The 15,660-nt window shown below is 59.1% G+C and carries 16 protein-coding genes and 1 other RNA gene; 9 read left to right on the plus strand and 8 right to left on the minus strand.

The features are described from left to right. Window positions 1–90: 90 nt before the first annotated feature. The 7 genes from JYB85_RS03570 (at window position 91) to gabT (ending at window position 8,402) form a co-directional block, all read left to right on the plus strand. Entirely contained in the window at window positions 91–267 is a 177-nt protein-coding gene (locus tag JYB85_RS03570) for a hypothetical protein (RefSeq protein ID WP_207322054.1), read from the plus strand. Window positions 268–412: 145 nt separating this feature from the next. Then, window positions 413–1,909: an aldehyde dehydrogenase gene (locus tag JYB85_RS03575; RefSeq protein ID WP_207381096.1), complete on the plus strand. Its 1,497-nt coding sequence runs from the start codon at window positions 413–415 to the stop codon at window positions 1,907–1,909. A 216-nt stretch (window positions 1,910–2,125) separates the two neighbouring features. Further along, window positions 2,126–2,896 (plus strand): gamma-glutamyl-gamma-aminobutyrate hydrolase family protein, encoded by a 771-nt coding sequence (locus JYB85_RS03580; RefSeq protein WP_207381097.1) that lies wholly within the window; start codon window positions 2,126–2,128, stop codon window positions 2,894–2,896. A gap of 21 nt (window positions 2,897–2,917) precedes the next feature. Next, the gene (locus JYB85_RS03585) at window positions 2,918–4,273 is read left to right on the plus strand and encodes a glutamine synthetase family protein (protein WP_207322057.1); all 1,356 of its coding nucleotides are present in this window, start codon (window positions 2,918–2,920) and stop codon (window positions 4,271–4,273) included. A 13-nt stretch (window positions 4,274–4,286) separates the two neighbouring features. Beyond that, complete coding sequence (locus JYB85_RS03590; RefSeq protein ID WP_207381098.1) at window positions 4,287–5,570, plus strand: NAD(P)/FAD-dependent oxidoreductase; 1,284 nt, start codon at window positions 4,287–4,289, stop codon at window positions 5,568–5,570. A gap of 89 nt (window positions 5,571–5,659) precedes the next feature. Then, window positions 5,660–7,102, plus strand: a complete 1,443-nt coding sequence (gabD, locus tag JYB85_RS03595; RefSeq protein ID WP_207381957.1) for an NADP-dependent succinate-semialdehyde dehydrogenase — start codon at window positions 5,660–5,662, stop codon at window positions 7,100–7,102. Window positions 7,103–7,121: 19 nt separating this feature from the next. Continuing rightward, window positions 7,122–8,402 (plus strand): 4-aminobutyrate--2-oxoglutarate transaminase, encoded by a 1,281-nt coding sequence (gene gabT / locus JYB85_RS03600; RefSeq protein ID WP_207381099.1) that lies wholly within the window; start codon window positions 7,122–7,124, stop codon window positions 8,400–8,402. A gap of 167 nt (window positions 8,403–8,569) precedes the next feature. Here gabT and JYB85_RS03605 read toward each other — a convergent pair whose 3' ends face one another. Together JYB85_RS03605 and rpiA are read right to left on the minus strand one after the other, a co-directional pair. Beyond that, on the minus strand, window positions 8,570–9,316 hold the full coding sequence (locus JYB85_RS03605) for a DUF4097 family beta strand repeat-containing protein (RefSeq protein ID WP_207381100.1): 747 nt from the start codon (window positions 9,314–9,316) through the stop codon (window positions 8,570–8,572). A gap of 339 nt (window positions 9,317–9,655) precedes the next feature. Further along, entirely contained in the window at window positions 9,656–10,312 is a 657-nt protein-coding gene (rpiA, locus tag JYB85_RS03610) for a ribose-5-phosphate isomerase RpiA (protein WP_207322061.1), read from the minus strand. 182 nt (window positions 10,313–10,494) lie between these two features. On the opposite strand from rpiA, the gene JYB85_RS03615 reads away from it, so the two are divergent. Then, complete coding sequence (locus tag JYB85_RS03615; RefSeq protein WP_207381101.1) at window positions 10,495–11,403, plus strand: DUF808 domain-containing protein; 909 nt, start codon at window positions 10,495–10,497, stop codon at window positions 11,401–11,403. Window positions 11,404–11,479: 76 nt separating this feature from the next. On the opposite strand, the gene JYB85_RS03620 is transcribed toward JYB85_RS03615, so the two are convergent. From JYB85_RS03620 to JYB85_RS03645, 6 genes are all read right to left on the minus strand, one after another. Next, window positions 11,480–12,325, minus strand: a complete 846-nt coding sequence (locus tag JYB85_RS03620; protein ID WP_207381102.1) for an MBL fold metallo-hydrolase — start codon at window positions 12,323–12,325, stop codon at window positions 11,480–11,482. A gap of 298 nt (window positions 12,326–12,623) precedes the next feature. After that, window positions 12,624–12,833: a hypothetical protein gene (locus tag JYB85_RS03625; protein WP_207322063.1), complete on the minus strand. Its 210-nt coding sequence runs from the start codon at window positions 12,831–12,833 to the stop codon at window positions 12,624–12,626. 249 nt (window positions 12,834–13,082) lie between these two features. Then, window positions 13,083–13,544 (minus strand): hypothetical protein, encoded by a 462-nt coding sequence (locus tag JYB85_RS03630; RefSeq protein ID WP_207381103.1) that lies wholly within the window; start codon window positions 13,542–13,544, stop codon window positions 13,083–13,085. 70 nt (window positions 13,545–13,614) lie between these two features. Continuing rightward, window positions 13,615–14,217, minus strand: a complete 603-nt coding sequence (locus tag JYB85_RS03635) for a 5-formyltetrahydrofolate cyclo-ligase (RefSeq protein ID WP_207381104.1) — start codon at window positions 14,215–14,217, stop codon at window positions 13,615–13,617. An 8-nt stretch (window positions 14,218–14,225) separates the two neighbouring features. Then, a non-coding RNA gene (gene ssrS, locus JYB85_RS03640) (6S RNA) lies at window positions 14,226–14,406 on the minus strand. Between the two features lie 51 nt (window positions 14,407–14,457). Further along, window positions 14,458–14,766, minus strand: a complete 309-nt coding sequence (locus JYB85_RS03645; protein WP_207381105.1) for a cell division protein ZapA — start codon at window positions 14,764–14,766, stop codon at window positions 14,458–14,460. A gap of 230 nt (window positions 14,767–14,996) precedes the next feature. Between JYB85_RS03645 and JYB85_RS03650 the strand changes: the two genes are divergently transcribed. Then, a complete protein-coding gene (locus JYB85_RS03650) occupies window positions 14,997–15,572 on the plus strand; it encodes a UPF0149 family protein (protein ID WP_207381106.1) in 576 nt (191 codons plus the stop codon). Window positions 15,573–15,660 lie beyond the last annotated feature (88 nt).

Below are 15,660 nucleotides of genomic sequence, written 5' to 3' on the forward strand. Positions count from 1 at the left end.
AGTCCGGGATCGCAAAAATCGCTCTTGTCCGCGGCGGGTGGAAGCTCTACCCTGATACAGCAATAATGCGGCCGGATAGAGGAAGGAATCATGTCACTTGCCAATGCCCGAGGATGGGCTCAGGTCTGCGATAAGCAGATCCAAATACTGCAGAATTTGCAGTCCACATTCCCGCAGCGCCAGAGCGCACTGACTCGGCTGAGTCAGCAGTGGAGCGAATTGAAGCAGCAGCTCAATGACGGCAAGGTGCCGCGCCTGGCTCAGTAGCCGATTCAACAACAGAAACCGCCCAAGGGCGGTTTTTTTATGGCCGGGAGATACTTGTAAAAGCCGCCCCAATAGGCCTAGTCTGGGTGTAGTTGCTTAAGCGGCGGGTAACTGCCGGCCGCGCACTCAGGTACAGGGAGGATGTATGGGGATAGCCAAAAAGCGCAGTGACTGGGAACATCTGGCCGCCAGCCTGACCATTAATGGCCGGGCCTTTATCAATGGCAGCTATGTGGAGGCCGCGGGCGGCGACAGTTTCGACTGTATCAGTCCCATCGATGGCAGGGTGCTGGCCAAGGTGGTCAGCTGTGGCCCCGAGGATGCCGACAGAGCCGTGGCCGCTGCCCGTGAAAGTTTCGAGTCCGGCAGCTGGTCGCGCCTGGCGCCGGTCAAACGCAAACAGGTGATGCTGCGCTTTGCCGAGCTGCTTGAGACCCATGCCGATGAGCTGGCGCTGCTGGAAACCCTCGACATGGGCAAGCCCGTGTCCCATGCCCGCAGCGTCGATCTGCCGGCGGCCGCCCGCGCCATTCGCTGGTCCGGCGAGGCCATAGACAAGCTCTATGGCGAGCTGGCGCCCACGGCACACAACGAAATAGGCATGATCACCCGCGAGCCCATAGGTGTTGTGGCCGCCATAGTGCCCTGGAACTTTCCCCTGTTGATGGCCTGCTGGAAGCTGGGGCCGGCGCTGGCCGCCGGCAACAGCGTGGTACTCAAACCCTCGGAAAAATCACCGCTGACCGCCATCCGCATGGCGGCCCTCGCCAAAGAGGCCGGGATCCCCGACGGCGTGCTCAACGTGCTGCCCGGTTTTGGCCACCTGGTGGGCGAGGCACTGGCGTTGCACATGGATGTGGACACCCTGGTGTTCACCGGCTCGACCCGGGTGGCACGGCAGCTGATGATCTATGCCGGCCGCTCCAACATGAAACGGGTCTGGCTGGAGGCCGGTGGCAAGAGTCCCAACATAGTCTTTGCCGATGCCCCGGATCTGGGACTGGCCGCCAGGGCGGCGGCCGAGGCCATCGCCTTCAATCAGGGCGAGGTGTGCACCGCGGGCTCACGGCTCCTGGTGGAGTCGCCCATCCGCGATCAATTCATCGCCCTGGTGCGGGCCGAGCTGGCCAAGTGGCAGGCGGGCCATCCGCTGGAACCCGAAACCCGCTGTGGCGCCCTGGTGGATCAGCAACAGTTGCAGACAGTGCTGGGCTACATAGCCGCAGGCAGGGAGGAAGGCGCGACCCTGGTGCAGGGCGGCAATCAGGTGCTGCAGAGCACGGGCGGTGTTTACGTGGAGCCGACCCTGTTTGACGGGGTACACAATCAGATGAAAATCGCCCGGGAAGAGATCTTCGGCCCAGTACTGTCTGTGATTGAATTTGACGGCATGGAGCAGGCCATAGACATAGCCAACGATAGTATTTACGGTCTGGCGGCCGGGGTCTGGACGGCGGACTTATCCAAGGCCCACCGAATGGCCAAGGCGCTGCGTTGCGGCTCTGTCTGGGTTAATCAATATGATGGCGGTGATATGACGGCCCCCTTCGGCGGCTTCAAACAGTCGGGCAACGGCCGGGATAAATCCCTGCATGCCTTTGACAAGTACACCGAAATCAAGGCCACCTGGATAGCCATCTAGCCTCGTTCGCCCTTGCCGCCGAGGGCTGGGGCTTCAGGCAGACGACGCTAAAGCCTGCTAATATTGGTATTTGCAAGGTGCTGTATTTCAAAGCTTAAAACTTGGCAGCTCCCGGCAATATCAGTCCGTGGTGCGGTTGTCAGCATCCGGCGAAGGGTGTAACGTCGAAGACGTGACCCGAAATGGATGGACTTCGCCGCCACAAGAAGGTGACCCATGAGTGAACCCCGCCCGCCGCTGGTCGGCGTGATTGCCTGTACAACCCAACTTGGCTTGCACCCGTTCAATATTGCCGGTGAGAAGTACCTGCGCGCCGTTATCAATGGCGCCGGGGCCTGGCCGCTGATCATTCCTTCGCTGATCCTCCCTGATGATCCCTGGCCGCCAACGGCACTGCTCGAGCGCCTCGACGGCCTGTTGTTCACCGGCTCGCCCTCCAATGTGGCCCCGGTGCATTACCAGGGCGCCCAGACTCAGGCCGAGTCCCATGAAGATCATCCCCGCGATGCCACCAGTCTGCCGCTGATCCGCGCCGCCATTGCCGCAGGTGTGCCACTGCTGGGCATTTGTCGCGGCTTTCAGGAAATGAATGTGGCCCTGGGGGGCAGCCTGCATCAGGCTGTGGCTGACACCGGGTTATTCGATGATCACCGCGAGGATAAAACCGCACCTTTGAGTGAGCAGTACGGTCCGGCCCATGACATCAATCTGGTGCCTGGCGGTCTGCTGGCCGGGCTTTGGCCCGAGCCCAGGGTCAGGGTCAATTCCCTCCATGGCCAGGGGATAGCGCGCCTGGCCCCGGGGCTCAGAGCAGAGGCCTATGCCGAGGATGGGCTGCTGGAGGCCTTTTCTGTGGCCGGCGACAGTTTCGCCCTCGGAGTGCAGTTCCACCCCGAGTGGCAGGTGGCCGACAACCCCTTTTATCTGGCCATATTCCAGGCCTTCGGCGCCGCGTGCCGGGCCAGGGCGGTATTGGGCGCAGGCTAAAGACCACGCAGGGTGGACATAATGGAAAAGCTCATCGCATTTTTGAAAGACAAGAAAATCACCGAGGTGGAGTGCGTCATCAGCGATATGACGGGCATAGCCCGGGGCAAGATCTCGCCGGTGGACAAGTTTGTTAACGAGAAGGGCATGCGCCTGCCGGAAAGTGTGCTGCTGCAAACTGTCACCGGCGACAACATAGGTCAGGAGGTGTATTTCGAGCTGCTGGACAGCGCCGAAATCGACTTCATCTGTGTTCCCGATGAAAACGCCGTATTCCTGCTGCCCTGGACCCTGGAAGCCACGGCCCAGGTGATCCACGACACCTTCGACAGGATGGGCAACCCCATAGAGCTGTCACCGCGCAACGTGCTGAAAAAAGTGATTAAACTTTATGACGATCACGGCTGGCAACCGGTAATCGCTCCCGAGATGGAGTTCTACCTGGTGGCGCGCAATGAAGATCCTGACCTGCCACTGAAGCCGCCCATGGGCCGCTCAGGCCGCGCCGAGTCCGGCCGCCAGTCATTCTCCATCGATGCCGCCAACGAATACGATCCCCTGTTCGAGGACATGTACGAGTGGTGCGAGGCCCAGGGGCTGGACATAGACACCCTGATCCATGAGGAAGGCACGGCGCAGATGGAGATCAACTTCAGCCACGGCGATGCGCTATCCCTGGCGGATCAGGTGTTTGTGTTTAAACGCACCCTGCGCGAAGCGGCGCTCAAGCACAATGTCTGCGCGACCTTTATGGCCAAGCCGGTCACCAACGAGCCCGGCAGCGCCATGCATATTCACCAGAACGTGCTCGACAAGACCAGCGGCAAGAATATCTTCACTTTGGATGACGGCACCAAGAGCCCCTTGTTTTTAAGCCATATTGCCGGACTGCAACGCTACCTGCCGGAATTCCTGCCGCTGGTGGCCCCCAGCGTCAATTCTTTCCGGCGATTTTTGCCCGGTACCTCGGCGCCGGTGAACCTGGAGTGGGGCGAGGAAAACCGCACCTGCGGCCTGCGTATTCCCGAGTCGCCGCCGCACACCCGCCGCATCGAAAACCGCCTCGCCGGTGCCGATGCCAATTGCTATCTGGCGGTGGCTGCCAGTCTGCTCGCCGGCTACATAGGCATGGTGGAAGGGCTCAAGCCCAGCAATCCCGTCCATGGCAAGGCCAACGAGAGCCGCACCGCCAACGTCAACTGCCTGCCCCTGACCCTCGACGAGGCGCTGGTGGCCATGGAAGAGAGCGAGGCTTGCCGCAAGTATCTGGGGGATGCCTTCACCACAGGCTATGTGGCGGTGAAACAAGCCGAACTGGAAAACTTCCGCCGGGTGGTCAGCGCCTGGGAGCGGGAGTTTTTGTTGCTGACAGTCTAGAAAGGATGCCGCCATGACCACAGCCCATGCCGATTCCTATTACGCCGCCAGTGCCAACGACAAGCGCGAGCGGCCGCGCCTCAGAGACGCCATTGAGACCGATGTCTGTATCATAGGCGCCGGTTACACCGGGCTGTCGACGGCGCTGCAACTGCTGGAGAGAGGTTTCAGGGTGGTGGTGCTGGAGGCAGCCCGCATCGGCTGGGGCGCCTCGGGCCGCAACGGTGGTCAGATAGTTAACAGCTACAGCCGCGACATAGACGTTATCGAGCGCAGTGTAGGCGCCGAGAAGGCCAGGCAGTTCGGCGCCATGGCGTTCGAGGGCGCGCGCATTATCCGCGAGTATGTGGATCGATACCAAATCGATTGCGATCTTAAGGACGGCGCCGTCTTTGCTGCCCTCAACCGGCGGCAGCTTAAACATCTGGCGGCCCAAAAGGCCCTGTGGCAAAAACACGGCCACCAGGGCGAGTTGGAGCTGTTGGACCAGAGTGGCATCCGCAACTATGTCGGCAGCAGCCGCTATGTGGGTGGCATGTTCGATGGCAGCGGCGGCCATCTGCATCCGCTGAATCTGGCGCTCGGCGAAGCGGCGGCGGTGGAGCGCCTGGGAGGCTTGATATTCGAGGATTCGGCCGCCATCGATATTCAGGAGGGGGAACCTGTGCGGGTGCGCACCGCCGGGGGCGAGGTCAGTGCCCGCTTCCTGGTGGTGGCCGGCAATGCCTATCTGGGGCATCTGGTGCCCGAGCTTGCGGCCAAATCCATGCCCTGCGGCACCCAGATGATAGCCACAGAGCCCCTGGACGAGTTCCAGGCCAAACATTTGCTGCCCGGCGATCACTGCGTCGAGGACTGCAATTACCTGCTGGATTACTTCCGTCTGTCCGCCGACAAGCGCTTGCTGTACGGTGGCGGCGTGGTCTACGGCGCCCGGGATCCGGCCGACATCGAGGCCATCATTTTGCCCAAGCTGCTCAAAACCTTTCCCCAGCTGGAAGGCGTGCGGGTCGACTATGCCTGGACCGGCAACTTCCTGCTGACCCTGTCGCGTCTGCCCCAGGTGGGCCGCATCGGCGGCAATATTTATTACTCCCAGGGCTGCAGCGGCCATGGGGTGACCTATACCCACCTCGCCGGGCGCTTGCTGGCCGAGGTGATCAATGGCCAGGCGAGCCGTTTTGACCTGTTCGCCTCGCTGCCCCATTATCCCTTCCCCGGTGGCCACGCGCTGCGGGTACCCTTCAGTGCCTTGGGTGCCTGGTATTATTCACTGCGGGACGCCCTTGGCATATAGAGATTCAGGCATTGGGTATTGGGAATTTAGGCATTTAATTAGGTATTTAACCAAGCGGCCAGGCGGCATGCATGAATTGGAGTATTAAGGTGCAATTAAAGGATCCAAGCCTGTTTAAGCAGCAGTGTTATATCGACGGTCAGTGGTGCGATGCCGCATCGGGCCAGACAGTGGCCATTGCCGATCCCGCCAGCGGTGAAGTGCTGGGGCCTGTGCCTGTGATGGGGCAATCCGAAACCAGGAATGCCACCGAGGCCGCCCGGAAGGCGCTGGGCCCCTGGCGCGCACTGACCGCCAAGGAGCGCGCCGTGATGCTCAGGCGCTGGTTTGAGCTCATCAACCAGCACAGTGACGATCTGGCGCTGCTGATGACCCGCGAGCAGGGCAAACCGCTCGCCGAAGCCAAGGGCGAGGTGGGCTACGCGGCCTCTTTTATCGAATGGTTTGCCGAGGAAGCCAAGCGGGTCTACGGCGAGACCATTCCCGGTCACCAGGGCGACAAGCGCATCATGGTGATCAAGCAGCCGGTGGGCGTCTGCGCCGCCATCACCCCCTGGAACTTCCCCGCCGCCATGATCACCCGCAAGGTGGGCCCGGCGCTGGCAGCCGGTTGCACCATGGTGGTCAAGCCCGCGCCCCAGACCCCCTTTACCGCCCTGGCATTGGCCGAATTGGCTGACAGGGCCGGGATCCCACCAGGGGTGCTGAACATTGTCTGCGGTGATGCCGTGGCCATAGGCAACGAGCTGTGCGCCAACCCCACTGTGCGCAAGTTGTCCTTCACCGGCTCAACCGCCGTGGGCAGCAAGCTGATGGCCCAGTGCGCGCCCAATATCAAGAAGCTGTCGTTGGAGCTGGGCGGCAACGCGCCCTTTATCGTGTTCAGGGATGCGGATCTCGACGCAGCAGTCGCCGGTGCCATGATCTCCAAGTACCGCAACGCCGGCCAGACCTGTGTCTGCGCCAACCGCATCTATGTGCAGGATGAGGTCTACGACGCCTTTGCCGCCAAGCTGGCCAAGGCCGTGGCCGAGCTCAGGGTGGGCAAGGGCACAGAGCCCGGAGTCACCACTGGGCCACTGATCAATGCCGCGGCGCTTACCAAGGTGCAGGATCACCTGCAGGACGCGCTGTCCAAGGGGGCCAAGCTGTTGCTGGGTGGCAAGTCCCTCGGCGGCAACTTTATGGAGCCCGCCATCATCACCGAGGCCAACAGCAGCATGAAGCTCGCCCGGGAGGAAACCTTCGGCCCGCTGGCGCCCCTGTTCCGCTTTAAAGAGGTGGACGAAGTGATCGCCATGGCCAACGACACCGAGTTTGGTCTGGCGGCCTACTTCTACGGCCGGGATCTGTCGCTGGTGTGGCATGTGGCCGAGGCGCTGGAGTACGGCATGGTGGGCGTCAATACCGGCCTTATCAGTACAGAGGTGGCGCCCTTTGGCGGCATCAAGTCTTCGGGTCTGGGCCGTGAGGGCTCAAGGCACGGCATAGAGGAATACCTGGAACTCAAATACATCTGCCTGTCGGTGTAGCAGGCGCAAGGAGCGGCCCATGACCAAGAACAATGCTTCCCTGATGGCAAGACGCCAGGCGGCCGTGGCCGCCGGTGTTGGCCAAATTCACCCCGTGTTTGCCGAGCGGGCCGAAAATGCCCGGGTGTGGGATGTGGAAGGCAAGGAGTATCTGGATTTTGCCGGCGGCATTGCCGTGCTCAACACCGGGCATCTGCATCCCAAGGTCAAGGCCGCGGTGGCGGCCCAGCTGGAGGATTTCTCCCACACCTGTTTTATGGTGCTGGGATACGAGAGTTATGTGGCCCTGTGTGAAAAGCTCAACAACCTGGTGCCGGGGAACTTTGCCAAGAAGACGGCCCTGTTCAACAGCGGTTCCGAGGCGGTTGAGAACGCCATCAAGGTGGCCCGCGCCGCCACGGGCCGGGCCGGGGTCATCGCCTTTACCTCGGGGTACCATGGCCGCACCATGGCGGCACTTGCCCTGACCGGCAAGGTGGCGCCCTACAGCAAGGGCATGGGGCTGATGCAGGCCAATGTATTCCGGGCACGTTTTCCCAGCGCCCTGCACGGGATCAGCGAGGATGACGCCATGGACTCCATAGCGCAGATCTTCCGTAACGATGCCGAGCCCGCCGATATCGCCGCCATCATACTTGAGCCGGTGCAGGGGGAGGGCGGTTTCTATGTCGCCAGCCCCGGCTTTATGCAGCGCCTGCGGCAGCTGTGCGATCGCGAAGGCATAATGCTGATAGCCGATGAGGTGCAGACCGGCGCCGGTCGTACCGGCACCTTTTTCGCCATGGAGCAAATGGGCGTGGCCGCCGACATCACCTGTTTTGCCAAGTCCATCGCCGGTGGCTTCCCACTGTCGGGGATCACCGGCAAGGCGGAGATCATGGACGCCATAGGCCCGGGAGGACTGGGTGGCACCTACGGCGGTAATCCGCTGGCTTGCGCTGCGGCCCTGGCGGTGATCGAGGTGTTTGAGCAGGAAAAACTGCTGGCCCGCTCCCAGGCCATAGGCCAGCAGCTGACCCGCGGGCTGCGGCAGTTACAACACCAATACGCGCAAATCGCCGAGGTGCGCGGTCTCGGGGCCATGGTGGCCATGGAGCTGATGGAAGATGGTGCCCCGGCGCCCCAGCACTGCGCGCCCATATTGGCGGCGGCGCGGGAGCGGGGACTGATCCTGCTGTCCTGCGGCACCTTTGGCAATGTGCTGCGTATTCTGGTGCCCCTGACCGCCTCCGATGAGGACATCTCCGAGGGGATGGCCATCCTGGGTGAGTCGCTCAAGGCCGTGCTTGGCGGCGGCTAAATAGCTGATAGTTGACTGGAAGCTGGTGGATAAAAAGGGAAGAGATAATTAATCGGGGCCGCAAAATTGCGGCCCCGTTTTTTTCTGCTTCGGTGGCGAAGCAGTGGAAAGGGTGGGCAAGACGGGCCGGCCCCAAATGGCCAACCCGCCCGGCGCCGGGAAGTTGGTTAGCGCAGGTTCACCGGACCATTGATGCTGTCGTATTTGATGCCGCCTGAGCCGGCACTCAGTACCGTCAGGCCCTGGGTGTTGTGCACTTCGATATTGCCCGAGCCATCGGACAAGGTCACCAGGCCGCCTATGTCCGTCAGCACCATGGAGCCGGAACCGTCGGTAACTGTGACATCGGCGCCTGTCTTGTGCACCTTAATATCCCCAGAGCCGTCGGTGATATTGATCTTGCCCTTGCTGCCTTCCACCAGCAGATCGCCGGAGCCGTCGCTGATATCAATATTGCGACCACCGCGGATCTCCAGCTCGCCTGAGCCGTCGTTAACACTGATATCGGCATCCACGCTGCCGATGCGGATTGCGCCCGAGCCATCGTTAATATCCAGGGCCAGTTCCGCAGGCACCTTGACCAAGAGATCTATATAGGGGGAGTTGCCCTTATAGGCATGCTCCTCGAAGCGAGCCTCCAGCTTGGCATGTTTGCCATCGCGCTCCAGGGTGAGAATGGCCGGAATATCGGTACGGGTGTAAATGTCGGCCTCGACCTCGATCCGATCCAGTCCTGGGACGCCCATGATCACCAGCTCACCGGCCCCTGTGTTGGCCTTGAGGGCGTTGAGACTGGCACTGTCCAGGTTCAGTTGCTGGCGGCTGTGCTCCAAGGGGGCGCTGTTGACCTGGAATACGCAGCCAGCCAGAACCAGGGCGGCGGTGATAACGGATATTACGGACTTATTGGACATGATCTGAGCTCCTGAATGCGGACTAAAGGTTGAGTTCCTTATCGGCACTTAGAATAGCAATTAGGATGCCAACATTTTAAAGCAATTAAATCAATATGTTATGGTTTGGGTGTTGTCCGTTGCCACAGTGGACACTGTCCGCGGACACCAATGTCCGCGGTTTTTCACCACCTGTTGGCGAGAATGGCCAAGGGGCAAGGTGCTGGTGTGGGGCTAGAGGCGAGATGCGGAATTCGGGAGCCGGCGGGGCAGGCTGCGGATGAGGGCTTGGCAGCCAGTGGCTAAGAGAGTGGCAACAAAAAAGGAGCCCTTTGGCTCCTTTTAAGACACTGCTGACCCTTATTTGAAGGTCTTGACGCCGTCCGGTGTGCCGACCAGCAGCACATCGGCGCCGCGCTTGGCAAACAGGCCGTTGGTGACCACGCCGACAATGGCGTTGATCTTGTCTTCCAATACCTTGGGCTCCATGATCTTCAGGTTGTAGACGTCGAGGATCACGTTGCCGTTATCTGTCACCACGCCCTCACGGTAGACGGGATCGCCACCCAGCTTCACCAGCTCGCGGGCCACGTAGGAACGGGCCATGGGGATCACTTCTACCGGCAGCGGGAAGTTGCCCAGAATGTCCACCTGCTTGGTGTTGTCCACTATGCAGATAAACTTGTCGGCCACGGCGGCGACAATTTTTTCCCGGGTCAGGGCAGCGCCGCCGCCCTTGATCATGTCCATGTGCGGGTTGATTTCATCGGCACCGTCCACATACACGGACAGCTTGTCCACCGAGTTCAGATCGTAAACCGGAATGCCCAGAGCCTTGAGTTTGGCGGTGGAAGCTTCGGAGGAGGACACTGCACCTTCGATATCGGCCTTGATGGTGGCCAGGGCATCGATGAAGTGGTTGACGGTAGAACCAGTGCCAACACCGACAATACTATCTCTTTCAACATATTGCAGTGCGGCCCAACCGGCGGCCTTTTTCATTTCGTCTTGGGTCATGATGACTTCCTGTTAATGCGGATAAAGCGAAAAGTTGCCCACATTATACAAGCAAAGGCGCAGAAAGGTGGTCGGCGACCGACAAAATTCCGCTTTTGTGATTCGCTTCGGGGCTGCGTTTTGGTGACGGCTTGGGTAGGATAGCCGCAAACAGCAACAGGATGAAAATTAAAGGAGTCATTATGGCGGGAGCCAGTCTGCTGACCTTGTTGGATGATATAGCCACTATTCTCGACGACGTGTCTGTGATGAGTAAGGTGGCAGCCAAGAAAACCGCCGGGGTGCTGGGGGACGATCTGGCCCTCAACGCCCAGCAGGTGACCGGGGTCAATGCCGACCGCGAGCTGCCGGTGGTCTGGGCCGTGGCCAAGGGGTCCATGCTCAACAAGGCGATATTGGTGCCGGCGGCGCTGCTGATAAGCGCCTTTATCCCCTGGGCCGTGACCCCACTGCTGATGCTGGGGGGGCTGTTCCTCTGCTTCGAAGGCTTTGAAAAAATCTGGCACTGCCATGAGGAGGCCGAACATAAGGCGGCTCAACCGGTAGAGACCATCACAGATGCCCACGCCTATGAGAAGGACAAGGTGAAGGGTGCCATACGTACCGACTTCGTGTTGTCGGCGGAGATCATCGCCATCACCCTTGGCATAGTGGCCGAAGAGGCCTTTATGACCCAGGTGGCGACTCTGTGCATTATCGCCGTTGTCATGACGGTCGGCGTATATGGTTTGGTGGCCGGGATAGTTAAACTCGATGACCTCGGCCTGTGGCTGTCGAAAAAGAGCACGGCAGTGGCCCAGTGGGTCGGTGGCCTGCTGCTGGCCGCAGCTCCAAGGTTAATGAAGCTGCTGACCATAGTGGGCACAGCCGCCATGTTTATGGTAGGTGGCGGCATACTCACCCACGGGGTGGATTACCTGCACCATGGCATAGAGCATGCGGCCGGGCTGGTTGCCACTGTTGCCGTGGCAGGTCCGCTGCTGGCGGCCCTGACCCCAAGCCTGTTGAACCTCGTCTTCGGCGTGATTGCCGGCGCCGTTGCCGTCATCCTGTTGGGGCTGGTGGCAAGGTTAAAACCCAAGGTTGCTTAATAGCGCTTTGGCCAAGCTAGCCGTGCCTGCCCGGGCACGGCATTTGACAAGCTGTCACCAAGAAGCTGTTGCAAAGCTAGTTGAGAGCCAGTACGTCTTTAACATGGTACTGAATATTGTCCTGCCAATCGTCAAATCGCTCCAGGCCCGAAACAAGCTGCTTTAGCTCTGCACTGGCAATGATGTCTTCCACCGCCACGCCCCGGTCACGCATGCCCAGGACAAACGCTGCAAACTGCTGATAGGTATCCCGGGATTTTTTCAACTCTTCCAGCGTGCTGAACGCCCTGGCTGATCTGTTGCCGGGGATAAAGCGGGTGTCCTTATCGGCCAGGGCTATGGCCTGATCCAGCCCCTGGATTTCTGCCTTGGGACCATTGGGTCCCGAGTACATAAGCCAGTCATTTCTGAAGGCATCGCCGGTAAAAATCACATTATTTTTGTGCAACTTGATAAGGCTGCTGGCCCGGGTATGTGCCGGCGTATGGACCAGACTAATGATCTCATCACCCAGATTCAGGGTCAGGCCATGATCGAAGGTCACCTGGGTAAAAGCGCCTGCGGCACCCATATTCTCCTGGGCTATAATGGTCGCACCCCGCTCGGCGAAATAACCATTGGCATCGTGGTGAAAGGGGTCTGAATCCGGATTGAGCACATATTTAATGGGTTTGTCGCTGAGGTTGTGCACCACTTTTTCTATGGTGGGTGCATAGTTTGCCATCATTGAGCTGATCAGTATGACCCCCTTGTCATCGACCAGCACGCCGAAGTTGATCTTGCTGCTGCCGTAATCCTGGCCAACCACATAAAGGTTGTCGCTCAAGCGATTGACCTCGAACTGGGCATCATCAATCTCCAACACCCCGGCATGGGCCGTGCCGATCAGCATCAGTGACAGGACGCAATGCATTCCTTTCATATTCCAACTCCCTTGGTTGTTTTGGCTGCGACGGTTCTCAGTAAAAATACATGATTGTTATTTTTATCAGTATCTTGCTTGGGATGTTTTGCCGGAACAAGGATAAAAGTTATTCAGTTTGTGTCTGAGTGTCCCATGCACCAAGTGAAAGAGGAGACTGTAAAGCGAGGGTGTAAAGTCTGGATTCAAAGCCAGGGGCAAAGCGGCATTGGCTGGAAAATTGCGGGAACAAAAAAGCAGTGCCTTGGCACTGCTTTTTTGTTTAATGGCGGCAGTCAGTACTGCCTTGTCATCAACCTCAGTGATGGCTGGGTTGGTCATTGGCGGCGGCATATTTAAAGGCCACCACACCTACGGCCATCAGCACGAAGGGTACTGGGGCGGCCAGCATGCCAAGGGCACTGAAGTTACCCATAAAGGCCATAGCTATGTGTCCAACCAGGGCCACCACCAGCGCCAGGGTGGCTATCAGCAGCACGATAATTTCGGTTTTTTTGCCAGTGTTCATAATCCAATTCCTTTTCCAGAAGACCTGAGAGAAAAACGTGATGGCCTGAGTATGGCGACTTGATGTGATTGAATATTGACCTGGGTCAATTTTGTATTGGCTTGAGTCTGATAGGCAGCCAAAAGCTTGAGCCAGCGCAAATTTTTCTATGTCTCTTGGAAAGTGCAAAAGCTTGTGGCCCGACTTATGCCTGACGCTGGTTGGATGAAAGGGAAGTTGTATTCAAGGGGCGCCCGGCGGCGGGGGTGATTACTTCAATTTGCCGAGCTTGGCCTGCCACAGGGCTTTTTGCTCTGTGACTGTAAGGCGTTTGCGGGCGACAAACATGGCAAGTCCAACGCCTGCGGGCACTATGATGAAATCCAGGAAGTTGAACCTGGGCATGGAGAGCAGCGCCACCAGGAGGCTCAGCAGCGCCACGGCTCCCGGGATTAACAGTAGCGGCCACTGATAGCAATGTCCCAGGGCCCGGGCACTGAGGCCGATAATGAGGGGCGGCACCAGATACAGCACCAGCACGCCGGGCAGTGCGCTGTTCAGGTAAGCAAGCAAGGCCAGGGCGGGCACGGTGCCAAGCAGTGACCCCAGCAAGGTGCGGTAGGCGGATTGCTTTTGGCGCAAGCCGTCATAGGCGTTTTGCAGTATGTCCAGCTTGGCCTTGGCGGCGTTGGCACTGTCGATTTTTCCTGCGTGACTGCGTCTTGGGCGCATTCCTGTTTCCTACACAAAGAAGAGCTTTGTTTACTTTACCCTAACCTGTGCCGGTGCTGGCAAGGGTCGGCTATTGAGCCGGCTCAGAACCAAAGCGATAGACTTTGGACGGGGTCACTATCATGGGCAAGGGCACATCCCAGGCTTCCACCGGCAGGGCCGGCAGACGCTGGCAATCGTGTGCCAGGCCTATGACCTTGACCCTGTCCGGCAGGTTCGCCAGGGTGCGATCATAAAAACCGCCGCCCATACCGAGGCGGTTACCTGTGCTGTCAAAGGCCACCAGAGGGGTAATGATGGCATCCAGTTGGTTTGCCGGACACAGGCGCTGGACCGATAGTTTGGGTTCGGGAATGCCGTAGACATTGGCCGTCATCTGCGTATCCGCTTCGTAGTGGATAAACAGCAGATGGCCCTCGGCGAAGGGATGCAGCACAGGCAGGTAAGTCTCACAGCCCTTGGCCCACAGGGCTTCTATCAGCGGGCGGGTTCCCAGTTCACCATCATTTTCAAGGTAGAGGGCGACTCTTTGGGCATGGGGCAGGCAATCGAGCACATGGGATGCGGCTGCCCGGCTGGCAGTGTGCTGCTCATCCGGGGTCAATGCTTTTCTGTGGGAACGTATGTCTTTACGGATGGCGCTGCGCGCCCTGGCGATGACTGACATTGTCATGAATTGAGATGCTCCCCAGAATGCCGCTGCCGGTGTAGCCCTTGAACCGTAGGTTCAAGGCGGGTAAATGATTACTTCCTAAGGCTTCTCGGTACTGGCCGAGCCTGCTCAATGTCGGCAAAACATTCACCCTGAGGTCAAAAATATCGGCACAGGGACATTACCAGCTGGCGCACACCCCAGGGAGCAAATTTTTGAGCGATACGCGCCAGTAGTGGCGGTACCGGGCTCACTAACAGTTTAATCTTCCTTGCGGCTGCGCTCAACCAGCGCATGCTCAAGGGTCGATTGTAGCAGGCGGATGCGTTCATCCATCTGCTGCATGTAATCCTGGTTTTTCTTTTGTTCCTGATACAGCTCGTGGCCAATATTCAGGGCAGCCATGATGGCCAGTTCTTCCCGGCTCAGGCTGTTGGTCTTGGCCTTGAGGCTGGAAAGCTGTTGCTCCACCTTGTTGGCCACGGCTCTCAGGGCCTGCTCCTGGCCTGTTGGGCAGGCAATAGAGTAAGTGCGACCCAATAGGGTGATTTCAATGGCACTGCTACTCATGTCGGGCGGCATCCTTTCAGGGCTTTACTGAGGCGGACTATATAAGTCCCCCGCCAAAAGTGCAAGGATGCAGCGCCCGCCTCTTGAGGGCCATTGTTCCGATCGCTGCTTGTATGAGCATTTCGTGCGCTGTACAGCTAAATTGCCATATTTATCCGGGCGCTGCTTGGTGACATCCGCTCCTGTCTGATAGCATGAATGCGAATTTTTGACTGCATGAGCCCGAGACCATGGCCACTCCTCCATCCCTGAAAATAGACAAGCTGTTGCAAGCCCTGGAACAGGCCGAAATCGGCCAGCATCCGGTGGAAGTTCACGGTGCCCTGGTGGGCCTCTTGTGTGGCGGCGTGGAGCAGGGGCGGGGCGCCTGGATCAAGCCCTTGCTGGAGCTGATGAACGACGGCCAGCCGCTGCCTCCCGAACTGTTGCAGCTGGTGGATGAGCTGTTCCAGGATACCGTTACCCGGCTGACGGATGTGGAGTTTGGCTTTATGCCGCTGCTGCCGGAAGAAGAAGAACCCCTGTGTGACCGGGTCGAGGCCCTCTCTCTGTGGGTGCAAAGCTTCCTCACCGGCATTGCCATAATCCAGCCCAAACTGGGGCAGGCTTCCGACGATGTGCGCGAAGTGATCCGAGATCTCGCCGAGATAGCCCAGGTGGAATTTGATGTCGGCGAGGATGAAGAATCCGAAAACGCCTTCAACGAGCTGCTGGAGTTTGTCCGTGTCGCCGCCATCCTCTGTTACCAGGAGTTTGGTCCGGAATTGCCCCACGGGACCGAGGACAACGGCGCCATTTTGCATTGATTTGAAGCATTGATTTGAAGCATTGATTTGAAGCATTGATTTGACGCATTGATTTGACCTTGCCCCGACCGGAGGAACCGGCCGGGAT

The sequence above is a fragment of the Shewanella sedimentimangrovi genome, from assembly GCF_017354965.1.
Classification (GTDB): Bacteria; Pseudomonadota; Gammaproteobacteria; order Enterobacterales; family Shewanellaceae; genus Shewanella; species Shewanella cyperi.

Bases quoted from the DNA above. Each gene is read 5' to 3' on its own strand.
- rpiA (WP_207322061.1), bottom strand. From the start codon at position 10,312: ATGACCCAAGACGAAATGAAAAAGGCCGCCGGTTGGGCCGCACTGCAA.
- JYB85_RS03650 (WP_207381106.1), top strand. From the start codon at position 14,997: ATGGCCACTCCTCCATCCCTGAAAATAGACAAGCTGTTGCAAGCCCTG.
- JYB85_RS03590 (WP_207381098.1), top strand. From the start codon at position 4,287: ATGACCACAGCCCATGCCGATTCCTATTACGCCGCCAGTGCCAACGAC.
- JYB85_RS03575 (WP_207381096.1), top strand. From the start codon at position 413: ATGGGGATAGCCAAAAAGCGCAGTGACTGGGAACATCTGGCCGCCAGC.
- JYB85_RS03625 (WP_207322063.1), bottom strand. From the start codon at position 12,833: ATGAACACTGGCAAAAAAACCGAAATTATCGTGCTGCTGATAGCCACC.
- JYB85_RS03615 (WP_207381101.1), top strand. From the start codon at position 10,495: ATGGCGGGAGCCAGTCTGCTGACCTTGTTGGATGATATAGCCACTATT.
- JYB85_RS03620 (WP_207381102.1), bottom strand. From the start codon at position 12,325: ATGAAAGGAATGCATTGCGTCCTGTCACTGATGCTGATCGGCACGGCC.
- JYB85_RS03580 (WP_207381097.1), top strand. From the start codon at position 2,126: ATGAGTGAACCCCGCCCGCCGCTGGTCGGCGTGATTGCCTGTACAACC.
- JYB85_RS03570 (WP_207322054.1), top strand. From the start codon at position 91: ATGTCACTTGCCAATGCCCGAGGATGGGCTCAGGTCTGCGATAAGCAG.
- gabT (WP_207381099.1), top strand. From the start codon at position 7,122: ATGACCAAGAACAATGCTTCCCTGATGGCAAGACGCCAGGCGGCCGTG.
- JYB85_RS03645 (WP_207381105.1), bottom strand. From the start codon at position 14,766: ATGAGTAGCAGTGCCATTGAAATCACCCTATTGGGTCGCACTTACTCT.
- JYB85_RS03605 (WP_207381100.1), bottom strand. From the start codon at position 9,316: ATGTCCAATAAGTCCGTAATATCCGTTATCACCGCCGCCCTGGTTCTG.
- JYB85_RS03630 (WP_207381103.1), bottom strand. From the start codon at position 13,544: ATGCGCCCAAGACGCAGTCACGCAGGAAAAATCGACAGTGCCAACGCC.
- JYB85_RS03635 (WP_207381104.1), bottom strand. From the start codon at position 14,217: ATGACAATGTCAGTCATCGCCAGGGCGCGCAGCGCCATCCGTAAAGAC.
- JYB85_RS03585 (WP_207322057.1), top strand. From the start codon at position 2,918: ATGGAAAAGCTCATCGCATTTTTGAAAGACAAGAAAATCACCGAGGTG.